The following is a 15216-nucleotide window of genomic DNA, read 5'->3' on the forward strand; positions in this document are numbered from 1 at the left end:
GTTGCCGACATGTCGACAACCGGTTTGTTTGTTTTCCCGCTCAGCGGCGTTGGCGATGCACCATGCGTCCGAAGCAACGCATCACCGCGGCCACCGTGGTGGCCTCGCGCCAATATTTGCGGCGCAGGGTCCGCAGGGGCAGCCACCACGGCTTGACGATGATGTTGTCGGCCCAGGCCGGCCGCCAGCGCGGCATATTGCGGGGACGGTCGACGATGGTCACCGTCGGCAGGCCGCAACAGGAGGCCAGGTGGCCGATCCCGGAATCGGTGCCGATGAACCAGCCCGACTCGTAGACTTGCGCGGCGACACCGTCGATGGAGGGCGCTTCCACCAGGCCGGCATGGGCCTGCTCCAGCAGCGGGCGCCAGAACGCGCGTTCAGAGGGCGCCAGCACGAAGGTGGGTTCATAGCCCATGGCGCGCAGGCGACGGGCGACCAGGACGTATTTTCCCGGCGTCCAGCAGCGTTCCGCTTCGCTCGAGGTGGGGTGCAGGATTACGCGTTTGTCGTGCAGGCGGGCCTTGAAGCGCGCGGGCGCGCGCAGTCCGTTGTCGTCGCTCCATTCGGTCAGGCCGAAGGCGTCGACCGAGAACCGGCGGAATTCATCCAGGATGCCGTTGGGCGAGGCATGCCTGCGCGGCGCCGCCCGGATCTTGCCCCATTCCTTGGTGCTGAGAAAACGCCTGCAGACTCGGGTCAGGCCGTCGAATGGGCTGTCCGGGTCCATTTGCACGATGGTGTCGTATCCCGCCAGGCCGTCGATGTCCGCGGGTAGGGGCTGGATATCGAAGTCGGGAAACCATTCCCGCAAGGCGTGGCCGTGCACGCCATACACGGTGAGGTCGCGGCCGGCCTTGCGCAGATTGTTGGCCAGGGTCATCTGATATAACGTATCACCCAGCCGATTGGACAGGACCAACGCCAGTTTGCCGGTCTGGAAGGAATGAGCGGTGCTCACGTTCGATTCATCCTCGTGGTTTTTGCTGCGGAGGATAACCGATCGTATGCTTTTTCACGGTGGCCTTGCCGGACGGGTGCCAGCGGCGCCCGACGCACCGCGTGGAACAGAGCAGCCGTCTGCCGCTTCATCGTGGGGCGGGCCGGGTCAGCCAGTGGCGCATGGGCGTCGAATAATAGCGCGCCACCAATCCCCCCAGCATGGCCGACAGCAGGATCGCCAGCACGCTGGCCGCGGTCAGCGCGCCCGCCCGCCACCAGGTCGACACGACGCCGCCGGAATTGCGGCACGATGCGGCCGCCAGCAGCAGCACGGGGAACATGTGGGTGAGGTAGATCTCGTAACTGTTTTGCCCGGCCCAGCGCAGCGCGGCGGCGATGGCGTTGGGACGTGGCGCACGCCGCGGACGGCTCCAGCCTATCAGCAGGCAGGCCACGCCGATCTCCAGCAGCGTGACGTTCAGCCCCAGGCCCGTCAGGCCCAGCATGTGGGTGGTCTTGCGCAACAGGAACACCAGTGAGAACAGCGCGGTGCCGGCAAGCAGCAGCCTGCGGCCGTGCCGCGCGCAGCGGGCGGGGCAGGCGGCGTACAAGGCCGCGAGGCAGCCGATGGCGATGCCGTCCATGCCGGACAGGTAGGCGTGGTCGGCCCAGATTTCGTTGGCGCTGAAGGCAGCCCGGGCGAAGGGACCCAGCCCCACGAACAGCAGCAGCGCCACGATCAGTGCGCGCCGGCCCGCCGCCAGCGCCAGCATGCAGATCAGCGGAAACGCCAGATAGAACGCCTCTTCGATGGACAGCGACCACAACACGTTCCAGGCCGCGGGCAGGTAGCCGACCTGGGCTTCCAGCCAATTCAGATGCAGCGCCAGCGCGCTGGCCGCAGCCCGGGCGAGGCTGGTGTTGTCGACGACGAAGCCGGGGACCTCGGCCCAGTGCAGGCCGGCCAGTATCAATACCAGCAAAGCCAGGCAGGGGTAGATGCGGGCGATCCGGCGTCGCAGGAACGGTTTCCAGGGGACGGCTTCCAGGCTGCCCCAGCGCTCGAGGGCTGCGCGCGTGATGAGAAAGCCCGAGATCACGAAAAAAATGATGACGCCGTAGTAGCCGCTGCGAAAGACGAGGTTGAAGAGGGCGGGCGGCAGCACTTTTCCCAGCAGGCTCTGTTCTTGCGGGATGTGGATCTGCACGTGCAGCAGCACGACGCACAGGATCGCCAGGCCACGCAGGGCGTCGATGGCGGGATTGCGGACGGCGGCGCCCTGCACGGGGCGCGAGGCCCTGGGCCGTGGGGCGTAGGCAAGCATAGGTCGTCAATCGAATCGGGCAACGAAAGACGCAATGCTAGCCATGGCCCTGTGAGGGGATTGGGCGACTGTGTATAGATTTTGTAATGCCGCCGGCGCGCCGGTTCCTGTCTGCGGGCCGCGCAATGGAAGAGCGCCCCAGCTCGCGATGAGTCTGAGGCGCTCCTGCCCGGCTTCGCACGCGATGGGTGTCAGACAGCCCGGCAACTTCAATCTACTGCCGCCCTGGGGCCTGGGCAATAGGGAAAACCCGATGGAAATTAAGGGGTTACAACATTTTTTTGGGCGTTGTCCTGGGCCGATGTCGACTCGGCCGGATGGTGCGATGTTTTGATCCAGCTCGGTATCCGCGAATTGTGGCGCTCTGCGGCAGCCTCGACACTGTGACCCTCATTCATCGCGAGCGGAGAACGGCAGTGTCGGGATATTTGCAGCGTCAGGCGGGGCAGGGCATGACGGAATACATCGTGATCGTGGCGCTGGTGGCGATTGCCGCCATCGCGGTCTATCAGCATTTTGGTCAGGTCGTGCGGGCGCAGACCGCGGCCATGGCGCGCGAACTCGCGGGCGAAGACGGCAGCGCGCAAACCCGTGCGGCGGCCGCGGCGGTCAAAAAGGCGGCGGGCCAGGTCTCAACGCGCACGCTCAAGTCCTTCGCCGGCAATGCCGTGGGCGGCAAATGAATGCTCGGTCAAAAGGCCGCCTGAAGTCCGAGGCACAGCGCGGCCAGGCGTTGGTATCGGGCCTGTTGCTGCTTGCCGTGGCCGTTGCGTCGCTGGCAATGCTGCATGGCGTGGGACGCGTGGTCGAGGCGCGGATGCGCCTGACGCACGCGGCGGACGCGGCTGCGTATAGCGGCGCGCTTGCGCAAGCCCGCCGATTGAATCTGCTGGCCTACGCAAACCGCACGCTGGTCGCCCACCAGGTCGCGATGGCACATCTGGTGACCCTGGAGGCATCGATGGCCTTCACGCGCACGCTTGCCGGGCAGCGCCGTCGCAACAACCCGCCGGTGCGGCTGCTCGCCACGCTGTTCGGTCGCGACGTGGCGGCGGCCTATCGCGCGGCGCGCGCCGAGCCAGGCACCGCCGTGGGGTTGGCGCAAGCCTATGCCGAACACGATCGTGTCGTGCACCAGGTGCTTGCGGTCGGCATGGCCTCGGCCGTGGCCGATCTTCCGGCCACGCGCGCGCGGCTCATGCGGCTTGTGCTGCAAGACAACCATCCCACGGCGCCCGTGCCATCCATTCGCATGCTCAGCGATGGCTGGCCGGGATACCTCGAGCGGCGCGATGCCATGGGCCACGCTGGCTTGCGTTCCGCTGTCGAGCAGGCTGTGCAGCGCTATGACTTTGTCGGGCGCCGCGACGGTACGCGCCGCAACGCCGTGCCGGCTGTCGCGCATTGCCCACAAGGACACCACACCTTGCGCCGCCGGGGCGCGACCTGGTTGGGAGCGGACGGACGCTGGGGCGCGGTGGATACGCAGTCGTTCCATTCGCTGCGCTTCAACCGTTGGGCGGGATGCTATCTGCGCGAGTACGCGATGGGCTGGGGCGCGGTGCTGGGCGACGGTTCCAGGGCTCCGTCCGACCTGGAGCACGTCGAGAATCCCCCGGCGGATTTCATTGCACAGGACTTCTGGCGTTGGGTACGGCAGTCCACCACATGGGACCTGCACGACGGCACGGGCACGCCGCTGGCCAATTCCTACGCGGTGGCGCAGGGGCAGCGCTGGCCTGGCCAGGGTTTGCCGGATTACTACGAGCTGGCCCACTGCTGCCAGACGGCGCCGCTGCGGTTTGCGGTGGCGGTCAAGCTGGACCGCAACACGGCGCCAAAGACGGCGATCCTGGGCGGTCTGCTCCTGCCTGGCGCCGATGCGGCATTGACGGTTACGAGCGCCGCCGAGACGTTCTTCGCGCGGCCACAGGCGCGTGCTGACGGGCACACCGAGCTGGCCACGTTGTTTCGCCCGTATTGGCAGGCGCGGTTGTCGCCCGTGACATCCGCGGAAGCGCTGCTGGCCAGGGCTGCGCCATGATGAGCGCTCGCCACCGGCAGCAAGGCCAGGCCATGGCTGAAGCGCTGCTTGTCCTGCCCGGGCTGGCCCTGGTTCTCCTGGCAATCGGCTGGTTGGGGTGGCTGCAGTTTTCCGCGCAAATGCTGCTCCAGGCCAGTCGCATGACCGCGATGGCGAGTGCGGCAGGCGCGCCGAATCCCGGTCAATCCGGATTCCGGGTGCAGCTGGAACATGTCCCATTGCATTCCGGCGCGGATGGCTTCAACCATACCCTGCCGCAAGCGGAGTGGCTCGGCGGAGAGGCGCGGCTGGTGTCCGCGACGGCCCGCGGCGCTGTGACCGGTGCAGGTCCCTGGAGCGTCATGACACTGCAGCGCCGCACAAGCGTTGCCTTGGGGGCCGGGCATGCGTCCAATGACGCGGACGCGGGCCGTCGCATCGCGGCGGCGACGACGACATGGAGACAGTTTGCTGATCGCTCACAGGCTGTCGCGCGCGCGGCCGGGCCGGTGGCTGCCGCTACCGATGCACCATGGCGCCGGGCGCCGCTTGCGCTGGACTGGCTGTCGGCATGGGCGGATGTGGTGCCGGCCGACAGGCTGCTGCCCGTCGCGGGGGCCGGCCAATGATCACGCATGCCCACTTCGTCGTTTGGCGCGGCGTCCGCCGTGGGGGCGCGCGTACGGTCGTCGTGGCGGGGTTGGCGGCCCTTGCTGCATTGGCCCTGGCGCTGGGGACGACGGCCCTGGCGACGACGCCGGCCGACGCGTTGCCGTCCGCATCAGGGCCTGCGTCCTTGGCGGACCTGCGTTTTCCTCCTGGCTCGCGGGTCGAATCCGTGGCCGAGCGCATGTGGTTGCACGGCATGCCGGTACAGGTGTGGGTATTTGACGCCCCGGTCGACGTTGCGACGCTGATCCAGGCCCTGTCGCGGCAACAGCCGGCGCTGGAAGATCTGCGGATCATGCCCGGGTTCGCCATCCTGTCGGGCCGCGTTGGCGAGGCCTATTGGGTGCTGCGGCTCACCAGTCCCACCGCGGGTCGCAGCGTTGGCAGCATGTCGTCGCTGTCGGCCTTGGCCACGTCGGCATCCCCGCCGCCCGCATGGCTGCCATCCGGGGCGCGGCTCCGGCTGGATTTCGCCGTTGCCCAAGCGGATCGCGTGTTGTCCGAATCCATCTGGCAGTACCAGCTGTCGCCGTCGCGCCTGGCGCCGTTGCTGCGGCGTGGCCTGGCGCGCGACGGCTGGCGCGATATCGAAGCGGGGCCGGGAGACGGCGGCTGGCAGTCATGGCAGCGCCGACAGGAACGGCTGCAATGGCTATTGGTGCCGCTCGAATCGGGAAGTGGCATCTGGATCCGGAGATCGACACCATGATGCGCTTGCTCGGATGGGGGTTGCGCGCCTTGCGCAAGATGGCGGTTCCCTTGTTGGCCCTCGCCGCCGGGTTGGTGGCGGCCTGGGCGGTTCGCGAACACGTGCGGCAGCGGGTCGATACCTTGGCGGGCGAGCACCGCGAGGCCATGGTCAGTCGATTGGTGGCGGCGCGCGATTTGCCGGCCGGCACCGAGCTGACGCCAGCGCATCTGGCGATACGCGACATCCCGGCGCAGTGGGCCCCGGCCGCCAGCATCGAGCCACGCGATGGCGACAGCGTCCTGGGGACCCGCCTGGGGGTGGCTCTGGCCCAGGGAGATCCGGTGCTGAGCGGGTGCCTGGCTCGCGCCGACAGCGCTTCGCCGCCGGCACTGGCGGCACGGCTCGATCCCGGCCAGCGGGCCTTGCAGGTTCCGGTCTCCGATCTGGGAACCGTGGCGGATCTGTTGCGGGTGGGGGACCTCGTCGACATCTATGTCTCGTTCCCGTATCGGGGCCGCGAGGTGACCGCGCCGCTATTGCAGGGCGTGCGCGTCCTGGCCGTGCCCGATGCCAGCGGCGGCACCGGTCCGGCGCAGGTCACGCTGGCCGCCACGCCGAACCAGGCCATGCGATATCTCGCAGCGCGGCGGGCCGGTACGCTGACCGGCTTGGTGCGCAATCGCGCCGATACGGCCAGGATTCCGGAGGACCCGCCCCGCGACCTGGCGTCGTTGATCGGACTGGCTCCCGAAGCGCCCCGCGAACCGGCCGTGGTCATCCTGTATGGCGACCGGCCAGGTCTGTCGGCAAGCGCGCCTGGCACGGTCTTGGCGGATTTTGAGTCGGAGCATCCATGAACATCAGATCCTTTGCGGTCCTGGCCACGTTATGCCTTGGGTTGGCCGCCAGATCGGCCTGGCCGGCAGGCCAGACACTCGAAATGCAGGTGGGGGAGAGCCGCGTGCTGGCGGAGTCCGGAGTGACACGCGTGGCCATCGGCGACAGCCAGGTGCTCAGTGCCATCGCCACCGACAGCCGCGAGGTCGTGGTCTTTGCGCGCACCGAGGGCGTGTCGTCGATACAGGTCTGGGCCGATGGCGGCGTGCAGGCCTACGACGTGCATGTCGCGGCGGCCGGTGTCACGCGCCTGCGCGCCGAGGTCGATGCCTTGCTGGCACGCATCCCGGGGGCCCGTAGCTCCCTGGTCGGTGGCCGTGTCGTCGTCGAGGGGGATGACCTTTCCGATGACGACCACGCCCGTATCGCGGCGTTGGCGGAACACTACCCCGAGGTCATGGACTTCACCGGCAGGGTGGGGTGGGACAGCATGGTGCAGCTGGATGTGCAGGTGGTGGAAATGCCGCGCTCCAGATTGCGCGAGATCGGCGTGCGCTGGGAAGGCCTGACGCAAGGCGGCGTCAACGCCGGATTGGCGTGGGATGCCGGTTCCCTGGGCCGGATGGCGCGGCCGGGTGAGGCGGTGATCGACACGCCCGCGCCGGTGTCGTCGGTCGCGGGCTATTTCGGCGTGAATGCGCTGTTGTCGGCACGTATCGCCGCGTTGGCGCAAAGCGGCGAGGCCGTCATGCTGGCACAGCCGCAACTGCTGGCGCGCAGCGGCGCCAGCGCGACGTTCCTGGCGGGGGGCGAAGTGCCTTACGTCTCCACCGATTCGCGCGGCAATCCCACCACCTTGTTCAAGCCCTATGGCGTGTCCCTGCGGATCACTCCCCGCATCGATCGCAATGGCGTCATCCGTTCGCTGATCGAGGTCGAAGCCAGCTCGGTGGACATGGCGTTGACCGGCGCGAGCGGACCGGCGCTGCGGACCCGCCGCGCCTCGACCGAGTTCAATGTCCGCTCCGGCGACACATTGGTCATCGGCGGATTCCTGTCTCGCGAACGCGCCGACGACAGCAGCGGCCTGCCCGGCTTGAAAGACATTCCGATCCTTGGCGCCCTGTTTGCCTCGCGACGCTATCAGTTGCGCGAGACCGAGCTGGCCATTTTCGTTACGCCCCGGATCGTATCGCGCAACGAGCCAGCCATGACGGATCGCGTACGGCGTGGACGCGACGTGATCCGCGCTGCCTTTCCCGAACCGTCACGATTGGGCACGGAGGTTCCCGTGATGGCGGGGTGGAATATCCATGGGGGGAAGGGCTCGCAATGGGCCGGCACCGCCCGCGAACCGGCCCTGGCCGATCAGGAGTAGCACCATGCTTGAAATCGACATGACCTTTGACGACGGTGCCACGCGCAAGATCAGGGCCGCGGCTCCGGCGCTGATCGGCCGCGGCGCCCATTGCGGCGTGCGTATCGCCAACTGGCGGGTGGGCCGGCAGCACGCGCGGCTGCGGCAAGAGGCCTCGGCCGTTGTGCTCGAGGACCTTGGCGCCCTGGGCGGTGTATTCGTCAATGGTTTGCGCGTGGCGCACCATGCGCCGGTACTGCCGCAGGATGAAATCCTGATCGGGCCGTGCCGCCTGCGGGTGCAATTCGTGAAGGCGGACGCGCGCGGCCACGCGCTCGCCCGGATTCATCCGCCTGCGCCCTTGCCGTCGATGCCGGCCCGGATCCCGGATTCGACGCGATCCTCGCTGCCGTCGCTCGACCTGCGTCGCCGGCTGCATGCCGCCTTGCTGGGAGCGCTGGACCTGCGCCGTCGCGATGTGTCGGGCATGAGCGACGCCACGCTGCGCGCCGAAGCCGCGCGCCTGCTGGCACAGATCGTGGCCGATGAGGATGTGTCGGCGCCAGGGGTGGACCGGGCAGCCTTGTGCCGTGAGGTGCTGGACGAGGCGGTTGGGCTGGGGCCGCTGGAGCCGCTGCTGGCGGCGCCGGACATCACCGAGATCATGGTCAACCGGCACGATGAGATCTACGTCGAGCGCGAGGGCCGGCTCTGGCGTCACGCGGCCGCGTTTACCGGCGAGCAGTCCGTGCGCCGTGTCATCGAGCGCATCGTGACGCCGCTGGGGCGTCGCATAGACGAAAGCTCGCCGCTGGTGGATGCCCGGCTGCCCGACGGGGCGCGGGTGCATGCCGTCATCCCTCCGGTCGCGCTCAAGGGCGCCAGCCTGACCATTCGCAAGTTTCCGCGCAGCCGGCCGGACATGCCGGCCCTGCTTGCCGCGGGAGCGCTCAGCGATGCCATGGCGCGGTTCCTGGCCCGTTGCGTGCGGCTGCGCAAGAACCTGCTGGTCTCGGGAGGCACGGGTTCTGGCAAGACCACGCTGTTGAACGTCCTGTCCAACGAGATCCCCGAGGGTGAGCGCGTCGTCACCATCGAGGACGCCGCCGAGCTGCGTTTGAATCACGCGCATCTGGTGGCCCTGGAAGCCCGTCCTCCCAACCAGGAGGGCCGGGGGCGCGTCGATATCCGCGAATTGGTTCGCAATGCCCTGCGGATGCGGCCGGACCGGATCGTGGTGGGTGAGTGCCGCGGGGCAGAGGCGTTCGACATGCTGACCGCCATGAACAGCGGACACGAAGGTTCCCTGACCACATTGCACGCCAATTCGTCGCGCGACGCGCTGGCGCGCCTGGAATCGATGGTCCTGATGGCGGGACTGGATCTGCCATTGACGGCGGTGCGTGAGCAGATCGCGGCGAGCATCGACATCATCGTGCAACTGGCACGCCAGCCCGACGGACGCCGGGTGGTGCTTTCGATCGCGGAAGTCACCGGCATGGAGAGCGGCCGGATTCAGCTGCAGGATCTATTCCGGCACGAGCGCGCCGGCGGATTCAGCGGCTGCGGCACGATACCCAGTTTTGCGCCGGAATGGCAGCAGGCGGGGGCGGGCTTGGACATGGCCTGGTTTGCGGCCGGACAGGCCGGCACGGCCTCGGATGGCCTGGCGGCCTCGCCATGATGTGGCTGGCGGCGGCGGGAGCGATGATCTGCGTCACGACATTGGCGTGGTGGGCGACGCGCCGGCTGGCGCCAGCCTTGCGGCGCTACCGCGAGCGCTACACGCGGGATGCGGGCCTGCGGTTCACGGAACTGTTCCTGTTCGTCGAACCCTCCCGGCTCTGGGCCTGCGCGGTGACGTTGGCGCTGCTGGCGGCAATGTCGGCCTTCGCGCTCACGGCGAGCGGCATGGCCGCCGTTGGAACGGGCGTGGCGGCATTGCGGGCGCCGGCCATGCTGGCGGGCCTGTTGCGACGTCGGCGGGTGCGGCGCTTCGAACAGCAATTGCCCATGGCCTTGCTGATGCTGGCGTCGGCCTTGCGGGCAGGTGTCGCCTTGATGCCCGCTTTGCGGCAAGTGGTGGCGCAGGGCGGGGCGCCGCTGGCACAGGAGTTTGGCTTGATGCTGCGGGAACAGCGGCTCGGCGTGCCGTGGGACGAGGCCCTGGCGCGCCTGAACACGAGAATGACGGCCGAATCCACAACCCTGATGGTGGCGGCCATGCGCACCGCCGCGCAGACCGGTGGCAACCTGGCCGAAGCGCTCGACAGCATCGCGCAGACATTGTTTGCCAGGCTGCAGTTGCAGGCCAGGCTGCGGACCTTGACCGCGCAGGGGCGCATGCAGGCCTGGATCGTGGGCGCGTTGCCGGTGCTGCTGCTGATCGCGCTGGATCGCCTCGAGCCGGACATCATGACGCCGCTCTGGCACACGCCTGCCGGGTGGACGGTGCTGGCCGTGCTGGGCGGACTCGAGACCGCGGGGGTGCTGCTGATCCGGCGCATCGTCCGGATCGATATTTGAAGCGGGAGGCGCCATGTGGCTGTATTTTGGAATGATCACGGCGGGGCTGGGAGCGGGCTGGGGGACATGGCGTGTCCTGCGTCCTGCCATGCGGGGTGGCCCCCGCCCGAATCCCGACCTCGCTCCCGTTCCCGGTGCCGTGCCGTGGTGGTGGCGTCTGGCCTGGCCCTGGCTCACGGGTGTCGCGCCGGCGTTGGACCGGTTCTGCCCGAGGCGCTGGCGCGCTTGGCTGAGCGGGGCGCTGATGCGGGCGGGATTGCCGCCGCAAGTCAGGGAGGGGCATGTCCTGGCCCTGAGCGTCGCCGCATTGATCGGCGGTGTCGGGTTGGTGGGGGTGGCTTACCTGTTGCTGCGGCAGCCGGTGGCGGGCATGGTGGCTGACATAGGGATGCAGGCGCCGTGGATGCAGACGCCATGGACGCCGATGCCGCCCGCGGCGAGCGGACCGGCCTGGGCGATGGCGGGCGGGGCCGTCGCTTTCACGGCGGCGCTGCTGCCGTTCGCATGGCTGCGGGCGCAGGGCGTGGCACGGCGCCGTGGGATCGAACGCGGCCTGCCGTTCATGCTCGACATGATGACGCTGTGCGTCGAGGCGGGGCTCGGCGCGCATGCAGCGTTGCAGGCGGCCGCCGCGAATGGTCCACCCGGACCGTTGCGTGACGCGTTGGCCGGCGCGCTGGCGCAGGTCCGTGCCGGAGTCCCCCGGGCGGCGGCCATCCAGGCCATGGCGGATCGTTGCGGCAGCCCGCTGGTTCATCGTTGGGCCACGGCCCTGGCGCACGCGGACGCGCTGGGGATCAGCCTGGGGCCTTTGCTGCGGGCGCAGGCAGCCCAATGCCGCAGCGAGCGTCACATGCGAGCCGAGCGGCTCGCGATGCAGGCTCCGGTCAAGATGCTTTTGCCGTTGATCGGCTGCATTTTTCCCTGCACGTTCCTGGTGCTGGCGTTTCCCATCGCGGTCCAGCTGTCCAGGGGGCTGGGATGAACGACCATCGACGCTTGCCGCAGGCACGGCTCAGGCTGCTGCGGGTCAATGGTTGGATGGGACGGATGCGGGGGTTGCTGTGCCGTCGAGCGCCAGGGCCGAGATCGGGGATCCTGCTGCGCCCTTGCCGGGCGGTGCACACCTTCGGTATGCGGCACGCCATTGACGTGGCGTTCGTGTCGCGTGGCGGGCGCGTGGTGAAGGTGCGCAGGGCGTTGCCGCCCCGCCGGATAGCGTCATGCCTGGGCGCCGTGGCCGTTGTCGAGGTTCGGGCTGGAACCATTGATGCCGAACACGGAGGTGTACGACGGATAGAAGCTGCAATAGAACACGCCTGCCGCGGCGATCGTGAATGGGATCTGCAGGGTGCTGGCCAGTTGCGGCGAAAGCCCGATGGCGATCAGCAGCCCCGAGCACAGGTCCAGGAACAGCGCGATCAGGACCCACGTGGCCGCGTAGACCAGGAAGGCCCATTTGTTGCGCCAGCAAGCGATGCCCGAGAAAAACAGCGCCTGGGTCAGTCGCAGGCCGTGCCAGGCCACCAGGACCGGCGCATACCAGAACAGCGCCGCGATCACGATATAGACGATCGTGAAAATGATGAGCGGCGCGCGCATCGCCATCAGGATGGGTTCCATGCTGTTCTCGATGGAGGCGATGCGCATGCCTTCGGCGAACGCCGACGAGAACGGCAGGAACGTGGCCAGTCCGGCCGTCAGGCTCACGGCGGCATACAGCAGGCCCATCAGGAACAATTTGCGAAGCACCCCGGGCTGCTTCAAGGGCTTGGCCCACATCGAAGGCAGCATGACGCGATCCGCCTCGACGTGCTTGCAGGCAGCCAGGCTCATCAGGGTGACCGACGGCATCAGCGCGATGAACAGGATCGGGCCGACGATCTGCGCGGCGAAGGCGAAAATCACCAGAAGGCTGTTGACCAGCGCCCAGGTGTACATGGCCAAGGGTTGCTTGCGGAACAGACGGAAGCCGTCTCGAACCCATTGCCAGCCGGAAGACGCGGGTAGGAATGCTGCTTGCATGGCTCTCTTGGGGGTGATCTCTCAATAAGGGACGTGCTACCCCCAATTATGGGGGGCGTAACGATTACGGCAATACCGGCAGGCCCGGGCGGTGGCGCGCCTGCAACACTCTTTCGAAATGTCGGGGGTCGTGCGGCTTGAGCGTCTGGGCCGGGCGCGGCAGGAAAAAATCGTACAGGCGCGATAGCCAGAAGCGCAGGGCGGCGGCGCGCAGCATCAGCGGCCAGGCTTCACGCTCTGCGTCGGTGAACGGCCGCACGCGGGCGTAGGCGTCCAGCCAGGATTCGACCAGCTCGGGGATGAATTCACCGGTATCGCGCTCGATGCACCAGTCGTTGACGCTGACGGCGACGTCGAACAGCCAGGTGTCGCAACCCGCGAAATAGAAATCGATGATGCCGCCCATGAGCGGGTCTTCGAAGGTGCCGGCGAACAGCACGTTGTCGCGGAACAGGTCGCAATGGGCGGGGCCGGCGGGCAGCGTCCGCCAGGACGGGGTGGCCGCGGCGGCCTGCTGGGCGGCCAGTTCCGATTGCAGCAACTGCGCCTGGCCAGGATCCAGGAAGGGCAGGACCTTGGGCGCCGTCTCGATCCACCAGGAAAGACCGCGCAGATTGGGCTGCTGGATCGGGAAGTCGCACGCCGCCACATGGGCGCGGGCCAGCGTGGCGCCGGCCAGGGCGCAATGGGCCGCGCCCGGCGCCGGCTCGTAGCCGCCGGGCAGGCGCGAGACAATGGCGCAAGGCTTGCCGTGCAGCGTGGTCAGGCGGGTGCCGTCGCGCAGGGTCTGCGGCTGTGGCACCGGAATGCCGCGGCTGGCCAGGTGGTACATCAGCTCGATATAGAACGGCAATTGCGCGTGCGTCAGCACTTCGAACAGCGTCAGCACGTACTCGCCACGGCTGGTATGCAGGAAGTAATTGGTGTTTTCGATGCCCGCCGTGATCCCTCGTAGCGAGACAAACTCGCCCAGATCGAAATGCGCCAGCAGGGCGCGCGCGTCGTCATCGGATACGGGGGTGAAAACGGCCATTGATGTCAGGAAAATAGGGGTTAACGAACGCGGGTGACGGACGCCTGGACATGCGTGCACGTGGCGGCGGCGCAATTTTAGACCACATGGCCGGCAGGGTCTGGCGGCCCGCCCGCGGGACCCGCCCGGCAGAATCGCGCCAAGCACCGTAAAATACCGCATCCCCTTGTTTTGCTGAGTGATTCTTGGACTCCCCCGACTGGCGGCTGTGCGTCGCCCCGATGATCGACGTGACCGACCGGCATTGCCGCTATTTCCACCGGCTGCTGGCGCCGCGCGCGCGTCTGTACACCGAAATGATCACCACCGGCGCGCTGCTGTATGGCAACGTGGCGCGCCATCTCGATTTCGACGAAGCCGAGCACCCTGTCGCGTTGCAGCTGGGTGGCAGCGAACCGGACGCGCTGGCGCAGTCGGCCAGGCTGGGACAGCAATGGGGTTACGACGAAATCAACCTCAACTGCGGCTGCCCGTCGGAACGGGTGCAGAAGGGCGCATTCGGGGCCTGCCTGATGGCGGAGCCGGACCTGGTGGCCGATTGCATCAAGGCGATGCAGGACGCGGTCGACATCCCGGTGACGGTCAAGCATCGCCTGGGGCTGGACTATGACGAGTCGTACGCCTTCGTGCGTGACTTCGTCGGCAAGATCTACGACACCGGCTGCCGGGTGTTCATCGCCCACGCGCGCAATGCGGTCCTCAAGGGCCTGTCGCCCAAGGACAACCGCGAGATCCCGCCGCTGCGCTATGACGTGGTCAGCCAGCTCAAGCGGGATTTCCCGGACTGCGTGTTCGTGCTGAATGGCGGATTGGCCGATGCCGCGCAATCGGTGCGCGCGGCGGCCGACTTCGATGGCGTCATGCTGGGCCGCGCGGCCTGGCACACGCCGCGGGTGCTGTCGGAAGTGTCACTGCAATTGTGGCCGTCGGTGCGCCTGCCCGGCGATGCCCAGGTGGTCGATGCGATGATGGAATACGCCGCGCGCCAGGTGGCGCAGGGCGTGCCGCTGCGGGTGATGACCCGGCCGATGCTGGGACTGGTGAACGGCCAGTCGGGCGCGCGGCGCTGGCGCCGCATGTTGTCGGATCCGGCGCTGCTGGCCGCCAATGACCCCGCGCTGATCTATGACGCCTGGCGCAGCCAGCGGCATGTGCCGCCCGAACGCGACGGCGCTTCGTTGACGGCCGCTCCCGCGAGCGCCTGAGCATCCATCGGAACGGCTTGAACGCAAAAACGCCCGGACGGCCGCGAGGCCGCCCGGGCGTTTTTGCGCATATCCCGTGCAGGCCGGCGGACCAGGCCGCCGCCAGGCGATCGCCGATGGCTCAGGATTGGGTCGATTCCGCGCTTTCCGCGGGCCAGTCGCGGATATAGGCCTTGAGCATGTTGTTTTCGAACTGCTGTGCGGCCACGATGGCCTGGGCCATGTCGTAGAACGAAATCACGCCCATCAGCGTCGGGCCGTCCATGACGGGGATGTAGCGCGCATGCTTTTCGAGCATCAGGCGCTGCACTTCGTCGGCGCTGGTATTGGGCGATACGCTGACCGGCGCGTCGTCCATGATGGAACGGATGGTGGTTTCGCCCGCGCCGCCGTGCGCATGCATGTGGCGGATGATCTCGCGGAACGTCAGCATGCCTACCAGCGTGCCGAATTCCATGATGACGAGCGAGCCGATATCCTGCTCGCTCATGGTTTGCACGGCCTGGGACACGGGCATGTCCGGCGATGCGGTGTAAAGCGTGTCTCCCTTGACGCGCAGAATTTCGCTGACCTTCAACATCGG

The 15216-nt window shown here is 67.9% G+C and carries 15 protein-coding genes and 1 pseudogene; 11 read left to right on the forward strand and 5 right to left on the reverse strand.

Translation table 11 applies throughout. The annotated features are described in order from the left end of the window. Positions 1 to 40: 40 nt before the first annotated feature. Together AT699_RS09915 and AT699_RS09920 are read right to left on the reverse strand one after the other, a co-directional pair. Positions 41 to 961 carry a glycosyltransferase family 9 protein gene (locus tag AT699_RS09915; protein WP_006387914.1) on the reverse strand — a complete coding sequence of 307 codons (921 nt, stop codon included), beginning with the start codon at positions 959 to 961 and terminating at the stop codon, positions 41 to 43. 127 nt (positions 962 to 1088) lie between these two features. Beyond that, positions 1089 to 2267, reverse strand: coding sequence for an acyltransferase family protein (locus AT699_RS09920; RefSeq protein WP_058207278.1), 1179 nt, complete (start codon positions 2265 to 2267; stop codon positions 1089 to 1091). A 452-nt stretch (positions 2268 to 2719) separates the two neighbouring features. Here AT699_RS09920 and AT699_RS09925 point away from each other — a divergent pair, with 452 nt between their 5' ends. The 10 genes and pseudogenes from AT699_RS09925 to AT699_RS32475 all read left to right on the forward strand — a co-directional run. Further along, positions 2720 to 2950 carry a hypothetical protein gene (locus tag AT699_RS09925; protein WP_024068362.1) on the forward strand — a complete coding sequence of 77 codons (231 nt, stop codon included), beginning with the start codon at positions 2720 to 2722 and terminating at the stop codon, positions 2948 to 2950. Next, positions 2947 to 4311, forward strand: coding sequence for a pilus assembly protein TadG-related protein (locus AT699_RS09930; RefSeq protein ID WP_024068363.1), 1365 nt, complete (start codon positions 2947 to 2949; stop codon positions 4309 to 4311). Before AT699_RS09925 ends, AT699_RS09930 begins: the two co-directional genes overlap by 4 nt. 32 nt (positions 4312 to 4343) lie before the next feature. After that, a complete protein-coding gene (locus AT699_RS09935) occupies positions 4344 to 4919 on the forward strand; it encodes a pilus assembly protein (RefSeq protein WP_145964676.1) in 576 nt (191 codons plus the stop codon). After that, positions 4916 to 5668, forward strand: coding sequence for a hypothetical protein (locus tag AT699_RS09940; protein WP_223203304.1), 753 nt, complete (start codon positions 4916 to 4918; stop codon positions 5666 to 5668). Before AT699_RS09935 ends, AT699_RS09940 begins: the two co-directional genes overlap by 4 nt. Further along, a complete protein-coding gene (gene cpaB / locus AT699_RS09945; protein WP_223203305.1) occupies positions 5608 to 6507 on the forward strand; it encodes a Flp pilus assembly protein CpaB in 900 nt (299 codons plus the stop codon). Before AT699_RS09940 ends, cpaB begins: the two co-directional genes overlap by 61 nt. Continuing rightward, on the forward strand, positions 6504 to 7865 hold the full coding sequence (locus tag AT699_RS09950) for a type II and III secretion system protein family protein (protein WP_006387921.1): 1362 nt from the start codon (positions 6504 to 6506) through the stop codon (positions 7863 to 7865). Before cpaB ends, AT699_RS09950 begins: the two co-directional genes overlap by 4 nt. A gap of 4 nt (positions 7866 to 7869) precedes the next feature. Continuing rightward, on the forward strand, positions 7870 to 9528 hold the full coding sequence (locus AT699_RS09955; RefSeq protein WP_006387922.1) for an ATPase, T2SS/T4P/T4SS family: 1659 nt from the start codon (positions 7870 to 7872) through the stop codon (positions 9526 to 9528). Next, on the forward strand, positions 9525 to 10370 hold the full coding sequence (locus AT699_RS09960; RefSeq protein WP_024068367.1) for a type II secretion system F family protein: 846 nt from the start codon (positions 9525 to 9527) through the stop codon (positions 10368 to 10370). The genes AT699_RS09955 and AT699_RS09960 overlap by 4 nt, the downstream gene beginning before the upstream one ends. Before the next feature lie 13 nt (positions 10371 to 10383). Further along, positions 10384 to 11355 (forward strand): type II secretion system F family protein, encoded by a 972-nt coding sequence (locus AT699_RS09965; protein WP_062794056.1) that lies wholly within the window; start codon positions 10384 to 10386, stop codon positions 11353 to 11355. A 65-nt stretch (positions 11356 to 11420) separates the two neighbouring features. Further along, positions 11421 to 11585, forward strand: a pseudogene (locus AT699_RS32475) (DUF192 domain-containing protein); the annotation flags it as partial. A 6-nt stretch (positions 11586 to 11591) separates the two neighbouring features. Here AT699_RS32475 and AT699_RS32170 read toward each other — a convergent pair. After that, positions 11592 to 12395, reverse strand: a complete 804-nt coding sequence (locus AT699_RS32170) for a BPSS1780 family membrane protein (RefSeq protein ID WP_006387925.1) — start codon at positions 12393 to 12395, stop codon at positions 11592 to 11594. A gap of 64 nt (positions 12396 to 12459) precedes the next feature. Then, on the reverse strand, positions 12460 to 13428 hold the full coding sequence (locus AT699_RS09975) for a homoserine kinase (RefSeq protein ID WP_024068369.1): 969 nt from the start codon (positions 13426 to 13428) through the stop codon (positions 12460 to 12462). Positions 13429 to 13649: 221 nt separating this feature from the next. On the opposite strand from AT699_RS09975, the gene dusA reads away from it, so the two are divergent. Beyond that, the gene (gene dusA / locus AT699_RS09980; RefSeq protein WP_006387927.1) at positions 13650 to 14633 is read left to right on the forward strand and encodes a tRNA dihydrouridine(20/20a) synthase DusA; all 984 of its coding nucleotides are present in this window, start codon (positions 13650 to 13652) and stop codon (positions 14631 to 14633) included. 121 nt (positions 14634 to 14754) lie between these two features. Here the strand turns inward: dusA and AT699_RS09985 are convergent, their stop codons facing one another. Next, the gene (locus tag AT699_RS09985) at positions 14755 to 15213 is read right to left on the reverse strand and encodes a CBS domain-containing protein (protein WP_006387928.1); all 459 of its coding nucleotides are present in this window, start codon (positions 15211 to 15213) and stop codon (positions 14755 to 14757) included. Between the last annotated feature and the right edge of the window lie 3 nt (positions 15214 to 15216).

It is taken from the genome of Achromobacter xylosoxidans, assembly GCF_001457475.1.
Classification (GTDB): domain Bacteria; phylum Pseudomonadota; class Gammaproteobacteria; order Burkholderiales; family Burkholderiaceae_B; genus Achromobacter; species Achromobacter xylosoxidans.